Annotated in this window: 13 protein-coding genes; 5 read left to right on the forward strand and 8 right to left on the reverse strand. The window is 64.4% G+C overall.

What is annotated here, in order from left to right; all coding sequences use genetic code 11:
* Window positions 1-101: 101 nt before the first annotated feature.
* From ACZ56L_RS13905 to ACZ56L_RS13915, 3 genes are all read left to right on the forward strand, one after another.
* Entirely contained in the window at window positions 102-608 is a 507-nt protein-coding gene (locus ACZ56L_RS13905; protein ID WP_345223171.1) for a DinB family protein, read from the forward strand.
* 53 nt (window positions 609-661) lie between these two features.
* A complete protein-coding gene (locus tag ACZ56L_RS13910; RefSeq protein WP_471064043.1) occupies window positions 662-1,360 on the forward strand; it encodes a hypothetical protein in 699 nt (232 codons plus the stop codon).
* A 65-nt stretch (window positions 1,361-1,425) separates the two neighbouring features.
* Complete coding sequence (locus tag ACZ56L_RS13915) at window positions 1,426-1,953, forward strand: GNAT family N-acetyltransferase (RefSeq protein WP_471064045.1); 528 nt, start codon at window positions 1,426-1,428, stop codon at window positions 1,951-1,953.
* Between the two features lie 34 nt (window positions 1,954-1,987).
* On the opposite strand, the gene ACZ56L_RS13920 is transcribed toward ACZ56L_RS13915, so the two are convergent.
* From ACZ56L_RS13920 to ACZ56L_RS13930, 3 genes are all read right to left on the reverse strand, one after another.
* Complete coding sequence (locus ACZ56L_RS13920; RefSeq protein ID WP_471064047.1) at window positions 1,988-2,902, reverse strand: YceI family protein; 915 nt, start codon at window positions 2,900-2,902, stop codon at window positions 1,988-1,990.
* 538 nt (window positions 2,903-3,440) lie between these two features.
* Window positions 3,441-4,358, reverse strand: a complete 918-nt coding sequence (locus ACZ56L_RS13925; protein ID WP_471064049.1) for an exonuclease domain-containing protein — start codon at window positions 4,356-4,358, stop codon at window positions 3,441-3,443.
* 591 nt (window positions 4,359-4,949) lie between these two features.
* A complete protein-coding gene (locus tag ACZ56L_RS13930) occupies window positions 4,950-5,978 on the reverse strand; it encodes a DUF4231 domain-containing protein (RefSeq protein ID WP_471064052.1) in 1,029 nt (342 codons plus the stop codon).
* A gap of 405 nt (window positions 5,979-6,383) precedes the next feature.
* On the opposite strand from ACZ56L_RS13930, the gene ACZ56L_RS13935 reads away from it, so the two are divergent.
* Together ACZ56L_RS13935 and ACZ56L_RS13940 are read left to right on the forward strand one after the other, a co-directional pair.
* Window positions 6,384-7,337, forward strand: a complete 954-nt coding sequence (locus ACZ56L_RS13935; protein WP_471064054.1) for an amino acid--tRNA ligase-related protein — start codon at window positions 6,384-6,386, stop codon at window positions 7,335-7,337.
* Between the two features lie 453 nt (window positions 7,338-7,790).
* Window positions 7,791-8,807: a DNA-methyltransferase gene (locus ACZ56L_RS13940; RefSeq protein WP_471064056.1), complete on the forward strand. Its 1,017-nt coding sequence runs from the start codon at window positions 7,791-7,793 to the stop codon at window positions 8,805-8,807.
* A gap of 62 nt (window positions 8,808-8,869) precedes the next feature.
* Here ACZ56L_RS13940 and ACZ56L_RS13945 read toward each other — a convergent pair whose 3' ends face one another.
* The 5 genes from ACZ56L_RS13945 to ACZ56L_RS13965 form a co-directional block, all read right to left on the reverse strand.
* On the reverse strand, window positions 8,870-9,745 hold the full coding sequence (locus ACZ56L_RS13945; protein ID WP_471064058.1) for a hypothetical protein: 876 nt from the start codon (window positions 9,743-9,745) through the stop codon (window positions 8,870-8,872).
* Window positions 9,746-10,206: 461 nt separating this feature from the next.
* Entirely contained in the window at window positions 10,207-12,057 is a 1,851-nt protein-coding gene (locus ACZ56L_RS13950; RefSeq protein ID WP_471064060.1) for an AAA family ATPase, read from the reverse strand.
* A gap of 184 nt (window positions 12,058-12,241) precedes the next feature.
* Complete coding sequence (locus tag ACZ56L_RS13955; protein ID WP_471064062.1) at window positions 12,242-12,709, reverse strand: NUDIX hydrolase; 468 nt, start codon at window positions 12,707-12,709, stop codon at window positions 12,242-12,244.
* Between the two features lie 93 nt (window positions 12,710-12,802).
* Window positions 12,803-13,285: an NUDIX domain-containing protein gene (locus ACZ56L_RS13960; RefSeq protein WP_471064064.1), complete on the reverse strand. Its 483-nt coding sequence runs from the start codon at window positions 13,283-13,285 to the stop codon at window positions 12,803-12,805.
* A gap of 10 nt (window positions 13,286-13,295) precedes the next feature.
* A complete protein-coding gene (locus ACZ56L_RS13965; RefSeq protein WP_471064066.1) occupies window positions 13,296-14,528 on the reverse strand; it encodes a helix-turn-helix domain-containing protein in 1,233 nt (410 codons plus the stop codon).
* Window positions 14,529-14,862: the final 334 nt, after the last annotated feature.

The following is a 14,862-nucleotide window of genomic DNA, read 5'->3' on the forward strand; positions in this document are numbered from 1 at the left end:
CAAGAAGTAGGACAAGAAAGGTCCTACTTGTCCCACTGTCCCGCCCCCACTGGACCGCAAAGGCGTCGACACCGGCCCCCGGACCGGACAGACTTCGCCCGATGACCCGATGCACCGACACACCTGCCGCCTGGGACGAACGCACCCAGCTCACCACCTTCCTCGACTACACCCGCGACACCGCCCGCGCCAAGTGCGAGGGCCTCTCCGAGGAGAACGCCCGCACCGCGCCCCTCCCGAACTCGCCGCTGATGACCGTCAGCGGGGTGATCAACCACCTCCGCTGGGTCGAGTACTACTGGTTCCAGGTGATCCTCCTCGGCGAGGAGGACCTGGCCCCCATGACCGACGAGGACCCCGACCGCGAGATGCGCATCGCCGTCGGCTTCCCGCTCCCCCAGCTCCTCGCCGAGTACGCCGAACAGAGCCGGCGCTACCGCGAGTTGGCGGCGGCCACCCCCCTCGACCAGAAGTCCGTGGGAACCATCCGCGACGGCCTCCGGGTCGACCTGCGCTGGATCCTCCACCACCTCGTGGAGGAAACGGCCCGCCACAACGGCCACTTGGATATCCTGCGCGAAATGCTCGACGGAACGACCGGCAACTAGGCGGCCCCTCACGCCTGGACGCGTCGTGATGCGACGACCCGAGGAGTCCCCGCGTGACCACGGAAGCCCCCAGCGAGCCCGAACCGTCGGCGGGGCGAGTCCTCGCCCTCCTGGACAAGGCCATAGCCGCCCAGAGCCTGCTGGTGCACAAGAACATCGCCCGGGCCCGCCAGCGGAACCCCGACGCCACCCCGGAGCAGGTGATCCGCACGCTGGAGCGGATGTACGTGAGCGCCCTGACCGGCACGGGGGCGGCGGTGGGCGGAACCGCCGCCGCCCCCGGCGTCGGCACCGGGATCGCCCTGGCGATGTCGGCGGGCGAGGTGTTCTCCTCGCTCGAACTGAGCGCCCTCTACGCGCTCTCGGTGGCCGAGGTCCACGGCGTCCCCATCGACGAGATCGAACGCCGCCGGACGATCGTCCTGGGCGTCATGCTCGGCGGCTCCGGTTCCGCCACCATCAACAAGGCCGCCGGGCGGACGGGAGCCCACTGGGGACGCCAGGTCGTCGCCAAGGTGCCCGCCGAGACGCTGAAGCAGATCAACAAGGTCCTGGGCCGGAACTTCGTCACGAAGTACGGCACCAAGCAGGGCATCATCGTGCTCGGCCGCGTCGCCCCCTTCGGCATCGGCGCGGTCATCGGGGGCGGCGCCAACGCCGCGATGGCCTCCCTCGCGGTGCGCTCCGCCCGCCGCGCCTTCGGCCCGGCCCCGGCGACCTGGCCGCATCCGCATCCACACTCGGAGCCGTAGCCGTCCCCCGCCCCACCCCGTAAATCCCCTGCTCAACGTGTCTCTTCGGTGTTACGTTCCCCCGCATGCCCGAACTGATCGCGCCCACCGCCCGGCTCCACTCCTCCTGGCTCGACGCCCGCGAGGAGTGGGACCCCGGCGCTCACCTGCCCGGTGCGGCGGTGGTCCTGGCGGACGGAGACCTCACCGGTCCCGGGGTCTTCGCGGCGTGGGTGGAGACGCTGAAGCGGCAGTCGGACCCCTCGGCGGAGCTCGACGAGGGCCGCGTGCCGGCCACGCACTGGTGGGTGGCCGAGGGCGACACGTACCTGGGCGCCATCGACCTGCGGCACACCCTGAACGACTTCCTGCTCGACGCCGGCGGGCACGTCGGCTACAGCATCCGCCCCTCCGCCCGCAGGCGCGGCCTGGCCACCTGGGCCCTCGGGGCGGTCCTCCCCGAGGCCCGGACCCTCGGCCTGGACCGGGTCCTGGTCACCTGCGAGGACACCAACACCGCCTCGGCCCGCACCATCGAGCGCAACGGCGGCGTCCTGGAGGACACCCGCACGACCGCCCTGGGCCGCACCCAGCGCTACTGGATCACGACATGACCGCCCACCGCCCCCCGCACAGCGGCCCGCTCGCCTACTCGGGCGGCGTCGGGGTGTCCGGCCCCTGGAACATCGTCTGGATGTCCATCTCCAGCTTCACCGTGGGCCCGACGACGGCGATCCCCTTGGCGAGCATGTTCCGCCAGTTCAGGGTGTAGTCCTCGCGGTGGAGTTCGGCGGTGGCGCGGGCGGCGCAGCGCAGTTCCTCGCCGTACCCGCCGTTGACGGCCCCCAGGTACACGGTGTCGAGCGCCACCGACCGGCTCACCCCGTGCAGGGTCAGCGCGCCCTGCACGGACCAGGCGTTGCCGCCCCGGTAGACGAAGCGGTCGCTGACGAAGTCGATGTACGGATAGTTCTCCACGTCGAGGAAGTCGGCGGAGCGCAGGTGGGTGTCGCGGGTCTTGTTGCCGGTGGTGAGGCTGGCGGCCTCGATCCGCACCCGTACCTCGGACTCCTCGGGGTTCTCGGCGACCCTGACCCCGCCCTCGAACTTCTGGAACCTGCCGTGCACGTTCGCCATCCCGACGTGCTGGGCGATGAAGCGGATCGCGGTGTGCGGCGGGTCGATCAGCCACATGCCGGGGCTCGGCGGCTCCAACTGCTGCGCCACCTCCAGCTCGACGCGCCCCATGCCGAGCGCCTCGCCGGGCTCGATGTAGAACGACCAGCTCGCGGGCCGCATCGACTCGGCGGTCATCAGCAGCCCGTACTCCCCGGCCGGCAGCGCGGCCGTGAACAGCCCGAACAGGTCGGTGGTCCCCTTGGCCACCACCCGCCCGTCGCTCTTCGCCGTCACCGTGATCTCCGCCCCGCCGAGCTTCTGCCCGACCGGGTCCACGACCTCACAGCTCACGGTTCCGGCACCGCGCGGCACCGGCAGCACGAGCCCACCGCCGCCCGCCCCGCCGGACTTCGCCCGCGCACGCCGGAGGAGGGAGAGGACCATGGAGTTCACCTTTCACTGGAGACGACCGCCACCGCGCCGGTCACCCGACCGGAACGGCTCGCTCAGTTGTCTCATACATCGAACTCGCATCCGAAACCGCGTCACCCTCCCACCGAGGCGAACCGGGCCCCGCCCTCGGGCACCAGGGCCTCGAACGCCACAGGGCCCCCACCTGGGGTGGGGGCCCTGCGCCGACTGCCGTGCAGCTCGGATCGTTTCTGCGACATTCCGTTGTGGTGGGGCGGGTGGGACTCGAACCCACGGCCGACGGATTATGAGTCCCGAGCGGACCGTCCAGGAAGATCAACCCTGACCCCCACCTGTCCTTACTTGCCTGGTCAGCGGCGTCTCGCCGTCCAGCTGAGTGAGCCCGAACGGGCTCGGACCCCATCCGTCCGAGCCCGTCCGCTCACGCATCGCTCACGCACGCGTCAATCCCTGGAGCACCCTGACCTGCGCGTCTACCTCCAAGGGGGAGGCCAGTCCCGGTCCGTACGTCGGGCTTGGCCGGGACGCACCCAGGGGCTGGGACCAGCTCTCAAGAGCTCAAGCGGCGCAGAAACTCGTCCTCGTCCAGGACCTCGATTTCCTGCCCGGCTTCGAGCAGGGCCTGCGCCTTCTTGGCCTTGCCGCTCAGCGTGTCGCCAGGCTTGAGCTGGGTCTGGGAAGCAGAGACCAGGAGGTTGGTCTTCTTGGTCACGTTCTCCGCCGGCTGTGCACCAGCCGCGGCGAGCCGTGCGAACGCTGCGTCTCTCTTCATCGACGTGAGCGTGCCCGTGATGCACACCGTGAGCCCGTACAGCTCCCCCTCCGCATCTGCGTTCGGATCCGCCCCGGGCACGGGCTTCCGCTCGCCCGAACCCTGGTACTGACTGCCCCGCCACCGTCCATCGGGGGTTATGGAGCCCCAGCGGATCTGGTGCTTCGCCAGGAGCTCATCCAGAGACGCCGCCCCCGCCTCACGCATCGCGGCGAGCATGACCTCAGCCGCTGCGCGGGCATCTGCCTCGGCGTTGTGGTGATCAGCGAAGGGAAGGCCGGCAGCATCCATGCAGAAGGTGAGCCCATAGCTCAACAGCTTCCACGTACGGCGGGCAACAACCTGCGAACAGCTGTACTGAACCTCAGGCCAGGCGATCCCCTCGGCATCACATGCGCCTCGGATCACGCTCATGTCGAACCGGGCGTTGTGGGCCACAAGCGGGCGACCGTCAGCGAAGGTCAGGATTTCGCGCAACACCGGGCCCCACTCGGGCGCCGCGACCACGTCCTCGCCAGAGATACCGTGGATGCCCACGTTGTACGGATTGAAGTGCCTGTGCGCCACCGGCGGCTGGATGAGGGCCGACCAGGTGTCCACCACCCGTCCGCCATCCACGGCCGCCAGTCCGACGGAGCAGGGGCTCGCCCTGTGTTCGTTGGCCGTCTCAAAGTCGATCGCTACCCATGAAGACATGACGCAAGTGTCATGAGGCAGTCATTGGTGCAACAGCGCCGAAATCGCCATCCCATGGCTGGGAATCACGCATTCGGTTCACCCCCCTCCGAGCTCTCCACAGAGTTCGGGCGGCTCTGGGCGACGATGGAGGCAGCATCCCGGCCGGGAGGAAGCCTCCACTCAACGACCCGGAGGCCAGCTAATTCGATGATCTCCTCCGGGACTCCCAACCGATATAAAGGGGTCGCCCCGTACTTGTCGAGCCAGGCTCGGCGTCTGGCTTGCTCATCCGGGCCCAGTACCGTCCAACAGTCGAGAGCTACCCCTGGCGTACCGCCCATCTCGATCGAGTACTGGGCGGCCACACGCCGAACGAAAGGGACGTTTGCAGGGTCCTGAGCGAGAGCGACGAGGCACCAGGCCATCGTGCTCGACAGGGACGCTCCGTGCGCACCCCTGAGGCGCCAGGCCCTCCACTGCCAACGCGGCGCCAGCAGCCAACGGATCACGTGTGGCTTCATATTCTGCATCGGGACACGAGCCGGCCCCGGGAGCATGACCTGCGCAGGGGGCGGTGTCGCGCTCCGCATTCACTGACGGCAGTCGCGATCAACCCGCACGCTCCTCGCTCGAGGAGCTTGACTGCTCGAGCTGCAGTTCGCGCTTCCTCTGCTCTTCCTTCAGCCGTTCAACGAATCCTGCATACTTCCGAAGACGTTCATCTTCAGGCAGGGGGACATCTCCATGGCCCGCATAATCATCGAGCATGAACTGAGATGCGTTGTAATGCTTCTCGATCTCATCCGCCGTCGACTGAAGGTTGTAACCACGCTCACGGAACTTGAAATACCCCGTTACACCAGCTGAGATGCCGACGAGCGCGCTCAGAGCAGACGTGATGATCCGAAGAACCAGACTACTGCCCTCATTCATCGCGGTCAGCGTCGAAGTGACGATCGATCCCGTGATGATGATCAGCTGGAAGAAATTGTGGATACGCCGGTTAGTGTTGGCCGACTTTCGATACTGAGCGATGAGGTCGAGTGAGGCCTCCCGGTAGATCCGAAGACCGGAAGGCGAGTCAAGGGGCAGGTCGGCTGCCGCCGTCTGTCGGTCCTGGAGCGCGTTACGTAGCGCGCCCGTACGGTCAACGATCTTCCTGCGGTTCTTCAGGAGCAGCCAGCCCATTGCCACCCAGAGGCAGGTGACGGCGACTAGGCCCGCATAACGAGCAAATACCGGCTTGGTCTGCCAGAGCCCCACAATGACCGTGTAGCCCAGAAGGACAGCAAGCGTGATCGCGCCCGCTAAGCACAGCCAGTAGATGCGCTGGAAGGTGCGAGACGCCTTGAGATCTGCCTCGATCTCATCGAAGTCCTTGACCCGCCTCCGGTAAGCCTCCTGCAGACGCCGCTCATCCTCTTCCGACAGGAACGAACCCGACCCCTCAACCCCAGCTGTCACCGCTCCCCCAAACTTCCCAGCGACACAAGTTCGCGAGAATAGAGAAGGGCCATAGAGTTCAGCAAGAGTTGACCACCAGCCAAAGACGCATAGCAAAATCAGGCCAAGATCTAATTGGACGAAACGCACCCACCCGATCAGGCGGCTCTCACACCGGTGGGCGGTTTGAGCCATGATCAGGTGATCCCTAAGGGCTCCAGTCGAACGCAAGTGCCGCCATCAATCGACCCGCCCGACCGGGCCACCGAGCGGCATGGATGCCGTCAAACCCGAAACGCGTTGTAACAGAGCAGCGCGGCGCCTACCCTCTCGGCAACGCGTCGACGGAGACGAGTAGCCGAGGATCATGCGAGCAGAGAGAGCCGCCGGCAGCTGGGAAGGCGGACTCGCACCCGAGGTGAAGACCCTCCCGAGCGCGGGGAGAAACGGCCGCCTGGCCCAATGCCCCGCCGGTTCGCCCCCGTCACAGGGCTGAATGAGGCTACTGCCCTCGGGTGGCGGCGAAAGTGCGGTGGTACCGCGAGTTCTCTTCTCGCCCGCACTCCCAAGGGATCATGACGACGCCCCTGGAGGGCTGCGATGATCCACACCGCGAGCCGCGTTCTGACCTCTGGCCTACGCGGCCACATCGACCAGACCGTCTCTGTCTCCAGCGGGGTGAACGCACTCCGGCTGCAGCGCAAGATGCAGTTCGTGATCCTGCGCGATCACTCCGGCATGGTCCAGGTGACCCACAAGCGCGACGGCGGCCCGCTGGAGGCTGTCCTCGAGTCCCTCACCGCGGAGTCCGCCGTCCGGATCACCGGCCGCGTCGTGGACGCGGCCCAGGTCAAGCTCGGCGGTTTGGAGCTTGTCCCCGAGTCGGTCGAGGTGCTGAACCTGGCGGAGACGCCGCTGCCGATCGACGAACAGACCGGGCCCGAACACCGGCTCGACTGGCGGTTCCTCGACGTCCGTAAGCTCGCCCACGCGATCGTCAAGGTCGCCGAGGTCCACGGGGAGCGGATCCGCGAGGTCTTCGGGGTCGAGGTGGCAGTGCCCGAGACGCCGTTCCCGCGGATCACGATGGCCGAGGCGCAGGAGGTCCTGCGGGCCGGCGGCTGGGACCCGGAGGGGGTGAAGGAGGACCTGGACCCGGACGGTGAGCGTCGGATCGCCGCGCACATGAAGGAGCAGACCGGGCACGACTTCGTGTTCATCACGCACTACCCGGCGAGCATCCGGCCCTTTTACCACATGCGCCCCGCGGGCCAGCCGGACCTGACGCTCAGCTTCGACCTGCTGTGGAAGGGACTGGAGGTCACCACCGGCGCCCAGCGCGAGCACCGCTCCGACGCCCTGCTGAAGCAGGCGGAGGAGAAGGGCATGAACACCGAGCCGATGCAGGACTACCTGAACATCTTCCGCTTCGGCTGCCCGCCCCACGGCGGCCTCGGCGGCGGCCTGGGTCGGATCCTGATAGTCATGCTCGGCCTGGACTCCATCCGCGAGGCGGTCTTCCTCTTCCGCGGACCGAACCATCTCACCCCCTGACTGCTGCGATCTTCTGAGCATCGTTCCGACTCACAGACCAAGCAGGACGTGGATACTCTCTTGACGAGCCCTCACCACCCTCTGTCACGAATCAGCAGGTCAGAGGGACTCGACGAGCTAATCGTCAGGCTCTATACTCGACAAGTCACACGGCCAGGGAGCCACCTCAACCCCTTTGCGGATACAACATCAGCACGGGGTTGATAATTTCGAATTCAGGAAACACAGAAAGGCGGTCTCAAGGCAATGGCAAGTACGCCGCCCAGCGGAGTCCGGGCGAGCCGAGACCGCAGCACACTGAATTCCGTAGCAGAGGCGCACGGAGGCCCCACGGCCATCGACGTTCCACTCTTTGACGAGGTACTAAGCCCCCTGCTTCCTGCGGAATACTCCACGGAGTTCAGGAAAGCCGAGCCACCCACCGTTGATGTGCAGGTCGGGGACGCTAGAAAGGTGGCCCTGGGCGATGACACGGTGGACCTCATCGTCACCTCACCTCCCTACTACCGGAAGCGAGACTATGGCGTTTCCGGCCAGATTGGGCAAGAGACCACTCCTCGGGCCTACGTTGACGCGATGATGGAATGCCTCAAGGAGTGGAGGAGAGTCCTTCGCCCTACCGGTTCCGTCTTCCTTAATGTGGGTGACACATACGTAAAACGCTCCCTCGCCGGGATTCCCAGCCGAATCGAGGCTGCCGCCATTGACGACGGCTGGCTCGTTCGAAACCGAATCATTTGGGCAAAAGACGGCGGCATGCCCGAACCTGCCCGAAATCGCCTTGCTGGCAGACACGAATACATCATCCACCTGACCCCGCGCCCAACCTACTACTACGACCTCCACGGCTACTCAAACGACGTAGGTAACGGCGCCAATCCCGGAGACGTCTGGCGAATCAATCCCGAGCGGAACATGAGTCGTCATCTCGCCCCTTTCCCGACCGAAATTGTCCGCCGCGCAGTCCTCCTTGCATGCCCGTTGGTTGTCTGTGGCAAGTGTGGAACTCCCAGCGAACGAGTCATCGAGCGCACCGCACAACTTGATCCGACGCGCCCCCAGGCGCGACGCGCCATGGAACTCGCCAAAGAGGCTGGACTTACCTCGCGGCACATTGCGGCCATCCAGGCAACTGGAGTGTCCGATGCCGGCAAGGCCCTTAAGGTACAAACAGGAACTGGTCGGAACGCAGCCGATGTTCAAGCCCTGGCCGCAGAAGCAAAGAAGGCCCTCGGTGGGTACTTCCGAGAGTTCACCTTCGCCCAGAAGCGGACGACGGGCTGGACGCGTTGCCAGTGCCCCGAAGACGCTCCAATTCAGCGCGGCGTAGTCCTCGACCCGTTCATGGGCACTGGAACCACCCTTAAGACTGCCTTCGCGATGGGCCGCACTGCTGTGGGTGTGGATCTCAACCCGATCACCGACAGCAAGTTTGCTGAGCTCACGGGCCAAGGCGAAACGAACAGTTAATACGGCAGGCGAGCGGGGCTGGAAGGTCTGACCAGAGCTTCCAGCCCTGCAGCTTTCCTCGCCTACAAGGCAGGCTCAGAAAACACACCCGCAAGGATCATTTTCGCCAGTTCATCAAATCCTGCGGCGTTTCCACCCGGTCGCTCGGGGTCAACACCGATCGCAAGTACGCGTCCACCGGACTTCGACACGAAATCGTAGATCTTCTGCGGGATCGGCTGTGGCGTGTAGTAGATAATTGCACCCTGACCCACTTCGCCAAGTCCGGCGTTGGAGAAATACCCCAGCATCTTGTAGATCTCTTCTGTCGGCACTCCAGAGCGTTTCCTCAGTTTGGGATCGACGTAGAACACATTCTCGCCGACAACCACTGTGAAGTCTGGTCGCCCTCCGAGTTGCCCGCCCTGACGTTGCCATACAACTTCTGATCCAACTGCTGTCTTCGCCAAGTCGTACTGAAAGCGCACAGCCAGATCGGTCTCACCCATAGTCCATGAAAATATGGGAAGCTTGGAGAACGCCTCAACTTCAGGAAGAGGCTGACTCAGCAACTCTGAAATGGCGCCTGCCATCATTTTTAGAGACCAGAGCTCAAAAAGTGTCGCGTCAAACGACGAGTCGTAGAAAAGCCACGCCAGCTCACCCGGGTCAAAGCTTGGTGGCGAAGCAGACATGATCCGACGCACCCATGAGGCCAACAGTTCGTAGGGTTCTCGATTCCCTACATGGCCAGCGTCAAGTCGACCTTCCACATCCTCCAGGACACCGAAAGCCCACTCTCGACTACCCAACCGGGCAATCTCTCCTCGATGCTCCGAGAATTCGAGAGAACTCGAAAGTGCTGCAAGCCGTTCCAAAAGAGCATCGGCTTGCTTATATTCTCTGCTGCCGACTGGTGCAGCCGCCGCCATAAGGGCTTCCTCAATCTCAGCCTGCACCCAAGCAAGCGAGTAGCAGGCAAGAAGGTTCTCCGGCGTACGTGAAGACCGCTCGACTCTCAGGACGGGATAAACCGGTGGGACCCTCACTTCGGCCCGTCGAGTCACCCATTTTGCGACGTCGAGCCTGCCCGCTAGAGCGCCTACAGAATCACGCCGAGTTACGCGGTACCGAAAGTTGGGACGATCGAGAACCGACTCAAGTATCGTGACCAAGCTCAGGCCGGCAGCCAACGAGACCCTGAGCCTCAACCCAGAAACAGCTCGACTTTCTGGGGCCGATGCGCCGTAATTTCCTCCCGTCACACCACCCTCGGCCTCCGTCAGCTTCTCACGAAGCCCACGAGAGAAGTACGTGCCGACGAGAGGGAGCGCGTCGTACGTTGCCGCAATCCGCCCTCCGTCACTGAAATACCCACTAGCCTGCCAAGATTCAGCTACTCGATTTTCACCGCCCACGTTTACCGCACCGATTGTGTGTTGCGCAGGTGGCGGATGGCGCGACGCGTTTCGCTAAGCAATTTCTGCTGACTGTCGAAATACTGCTGCACCTGCAGGATATGGGACGCTCGAAGCGTGCTCATTTGAGGCACAATTCGATCGGCGAACGCCGCATCAAGTGCCCTGAGCAGGTCACCCTCCTGGACATTGGGGATCGCAGCCATGGTCAGCAATACGGCCTTCCAAAGGTCGACTGCTTGGGCGCTGCCAATCGGCCAAGAAAGATCCTGTCCCTCGCCCCCATTCTGCTCGCCGTACCGCAGCCATTGGAAAATGCAGACGATCGTTTCCTGAATTGAGGAGATAGCACCCTTCACCTGCCCCTCGGGCGCACCGTTAATCACCTCGGGATACTGCTTGCCCAGCCACGAAGCGGCTTGCCGTCGACAGAGATCGATCTCTTCCTCAACCTGTCCCTTCTCAGGAACACCAACATAAACAAACTGGAAGCGCCGAGTCAGTCCTTGCGAGATAGAATTCACGAACGACGTGTCTACGTCGTTCATGGTTCCAATGATGCGAAACCGTCCTGGAATCCAGAGAAGACGTCGCGCCGGCTCCTGCTCAAACCAAAGATCGATGGGCGTCGACCGCAGATGGGCGCCGTCGGTAGACGAGAGCACGGTGTACAAGCCGCCGACAGCGCGGTCGATATCTGACCGGTTCAACTCATCGATGATCAGCCAGCGGGCCGTCGTCATCGAATCGCTTGATGTTCCAGCTTCCTCAGCTTCTCGCATCTTCTTCGCGCACGCTAGTGCCGCCGTGGGCACGACGCCCAGCACGGGCTCGAGGGATCCGTCATTCGTCGGGCGCAGTCCGCCTATTACTTCGTATGTAGTCCAGTCAGCAGTGGCCGTCGTAATCAACGTATCTGCCGAAAAAGCTTCGGCGAGAAGACGTGCCAGCGTGGTTTTGCCAGTTCCAGGCGGGCCTTGAAGCACAAGGTTGCCCGACAGCAGGGCGACAACGCACCGCTCGATCAGGGAATCTTCGGCCGGCAGAATCAGATCGCGCTCGTCGGCGAGCGACTTCACAACCTCAACCATCGCTCGAATATCAGCTCCAGCAAACGATCGAGTTGAGTAATCTCGCGTCCACTCGTAGCCTTCGGTGAAGGTCAAATCGACTTCTGCCGGGTTGATTACAACCGTTTCCTTGGGCGGAACTGGAGGAGGGAGAAGGAGTCCGAACTCCTGTTTACCGGAGCCCTTCTGGAGGGGAACTGTGACCTCCAAGGGCATGTCGCTAAAGAGCTCAGCCATCTCCTCAAGAGAGAGGTTGAACTCAGTTCGAAACTCCTCAACGAGGTGCGATACCGCTACCACGCCACCCTCGGGGAAATCTGCCCGATCGCGAAGGAACCAGACCACGGAATCCGCCAGAGGGAGCTTTTTCCCCTTCAGCTGTCGAACGAGAATCTCTGCCCATTCAGCACCCGTGCCCGGCTTTAGCGTGATATGAACAGCAGGCCCATCCTTGCTAATATCAAGGACCGCCAGCAACTTCTTGTTGGGACGCTCCAGCTGCGTTTTGAGGCTGCCGACCGGCCAACCGCCGTTTGATGCGTCCTTTTTCCAGCCGCCGCTAAGCGGTTCGTACCATCTGTGCGGCTCTCTACCAATCACACCGAAAAGGTCGTCGCAGGCCTCCCCCACGGTCTGGTTGCTGATGGTCAACGCCTTCTCGTGCTCGAGGCCCATGCGCTTCAAGACCAACATCTTGGCTACATCCGAGCCAGCCCTGGAAGTGCCCACCGATGACAAGGCATCGGCAGCCTGGATCACACGCTCGGCTGAGATCTGCGCCACACAAACTCCTGATCTGATCCGGTTCCATCAGCGGGGAGCAAGCTCGCTTGCTTCCAAAGCGATCATCGAAGCACAGATGACGATGGCTTGGGAGCATTCGGCTGACAGCCGACAGGCTCAGCAAGTGGCTCGCCGAGGCCGGGCAGCTGGGACTTGGCACGTGCACGGAGCGGATGGTGACGGATCAGCCGAGGTGGGGGTAGGTGCCGGCGAGGTAGTCGCCAATCTGCTGGCGCATGCTGACGTGGATGTCGTACTGGTCGAGGTCCGAGGGTTGGATGAAGCGGACCCCATCGGCCTCGTCGTTGATTGTGGGCGTGCCGCCCACCGGTCGGCCGATGTAGGTGTTCTCGTACTGCTGGCGGATCTCGCCGTCGGTGTAGGCGACGATGTGGTTCGGGTTGGTGTAGACGCCGAGAAAGCCGGTGATCTCGGCGACGATGCCGGTCTCCTCCAGGCATTCGCGGACCGCGCACTGGGCTGCGGTCTCACAGATGTCCTGGACGCCACCGGGCAAGGCCCACTGGCCAGTGTCGCGGCGGCGCTGGAGCAGGATGGCGCCGCTGTCGTCGACAACGAGTAGGTTGCTCGCGGGGATGAGGGTGTTCGCCGTCGGCGCGGTGGGGTCGTTGTAGTACTCAGTCCTGCCCATGTGCGGCGGTCTCCTCCTAGTCGGGAGTCCAGGGCCACGCGGCGGCCCAGACGGCTTCCAAGCCTTGCGTGTGGTCATCGGACACGGATGTGGTCAGGACCCAGTTTCAGGTGGCTTTCCGTGCTCCAGATAGGCGGTTAGGCCATTCATTCGGGCGTGGATGCCAGCCTCGATTCGGCGCGCGAGGCGGGGGATCGTGAGTTCAGGCACCTGTTCGACGCGGTGGAAATCGTAGCCACGGAGCTCGTCCGCTTGCAGTGCGATCTGCTGGCGCTGGTCCGGGCTCAAGTGGCCACCGTCGAAGAGGTAGAGAACCTTGTCCCCCTCCCCCGGGTTTGGTGCCCAGTCCACGACGAGGAGGCGGCCGATGCTCGGTGCGATGCCGAGTTCCTCCTGGACCTCACGCACACAAGCTTGTCGGGGCGACTCCCCCTCTTCGACGTAGCCCCCTGGGATGTCTCGGTAATCCTTGTAGGACGGCTCGACGAGGAGGACTCGATCTTCTTCGCCGAAGAAGAGAGCGCCGGCTGCCATGCGGGGGCGGGCCATCTTCGCTTCGTGCTCGTTCTCGCTCACGGTTCGGACTCTAGCTGCCCGCGACGATGCCCAGTCTGCGGGCCAGGTCTGCGACGGGATGGGCAGGCCGGCCCCTGGTGCCGCGTATCCAGCCGATGACCAGTTCTCGGCTCAGGTAGTGGTGGCGGACCTGCTCGGGGGCCGCCTGTTCCGCTTCCAGCAGGACGGCCAGGGCTTCGTCAGTGCGGTTCCAGGAGCTCAGTGCCCTGGCGACTTCGAGGCTGTGCCGTACGCGCCGCTCCACGGGCAGGCCGGTCGTGTCGATTCGTGAGCCCAGGTCCGCGGCGATCTGGATGTCGCCGAGTTCGCCGGCGGTGGCCACGCAGTGGATCGCCACGTTGGTCGGGCCGAAGGCCGTCCACATGTGATTGGCGTCGGCGCCGAGTCGTTGCGCCGCCTCGTTTGCCTCGCGGAGGAATGCCTGCGTGGTCGCCCGGTCTTCTGCACGTGCGGCGGCCATCGCGCCTGTGAGGAACAGCGTGCCGTACACCGAGAGGTACTCATCGTTGGCGTTGCCGAGCTCGGGCTGCATGACAGCTGCCGCGTCGTTCACCAGCTGGACCGCGGCTGTGAAGCGTCCGGTGGCCAGGAGGCAGTGCGTGACCGCTCGGAAGAGCGATCCCGTGACTTCACTGCGGCCACTGTGCTGCGCTGCTGCCAGACCGCGGTCCGCGGCGATCCACGCCAGCTCGGACTCTCCGACCTTGCCCAGCACCATGGCCGCCCCGTGGTAGGCGAGAGCGAGCAGGGCGTGTGCTTCCTCCGCCTCGTGCCCCCTGTAGGCGCGGGACGCGACGAGGGCATCGGCCAGTACGAGGGGGAGACGTCGGGTGGCGAAGCCGTACCGAGACGCCTGGTAGGCATCGAGCACGTCGCCCACGTCGCCGCGGAGGTCCTGTACGGCGGGTGGTTCCTCGTCGCTGGCCGCTCCAAGTAAAGGGGCGAGCTGCTTGTAGTCCATGAGCGTTTCCCGCAGCGCGGGAACCGTGCGGTGGCCGCTGTCGGCTGACCACTCCATGAGAGCCGGCTCGGCGAGCAGGTCTCCGAGGGAGACGTCGAGGGCGTCGGCGAGTGAGGTGATCACCGAGAGGCGATCGAGCTCGATCCGGTTGTTCTCCGCTTTGCTCAGCCAGTCCGTGGTGCGGCCGACAAGGCCGGCCAGTACCTCTTGGGAGAGGCCGCGCCGGCGCCGGTACCAGGCGACGCGCTCGCCGATGGTCAGGTTCTCTGTCATACCTCGCATGTCCTGATCATCACCTCGTGGCCGAAGTGAACCCCGGAAGGTTTTTCCGGGGTGTCACCGGGCGCCCTGGCTACTGTCGCAGCAGACCGAGAACACTGCTGGGAGATGCGAACAACTCGTTCTGCATCGACTGGCTTTGGCTAATGATGCTCGTCCGTTCCGCCTGTCTTCTTCAGGCAGAGAGATCGGAGATGGCCCAGCCATGACGCCCGCACCGCGAGATCCCGAAGGAGCCGTCCAAGCCGTATCGCAGCGCCCCGTGACCGTCGAAGCCGCAGCCGGCTGGAGTTCGCTGCCGGAGTGGCTCACGGTCCGCGCGCTGGTAATCGACACT

This window comes from Streptomyces sp. NPDC039736 (assembly GCF_055596485.1).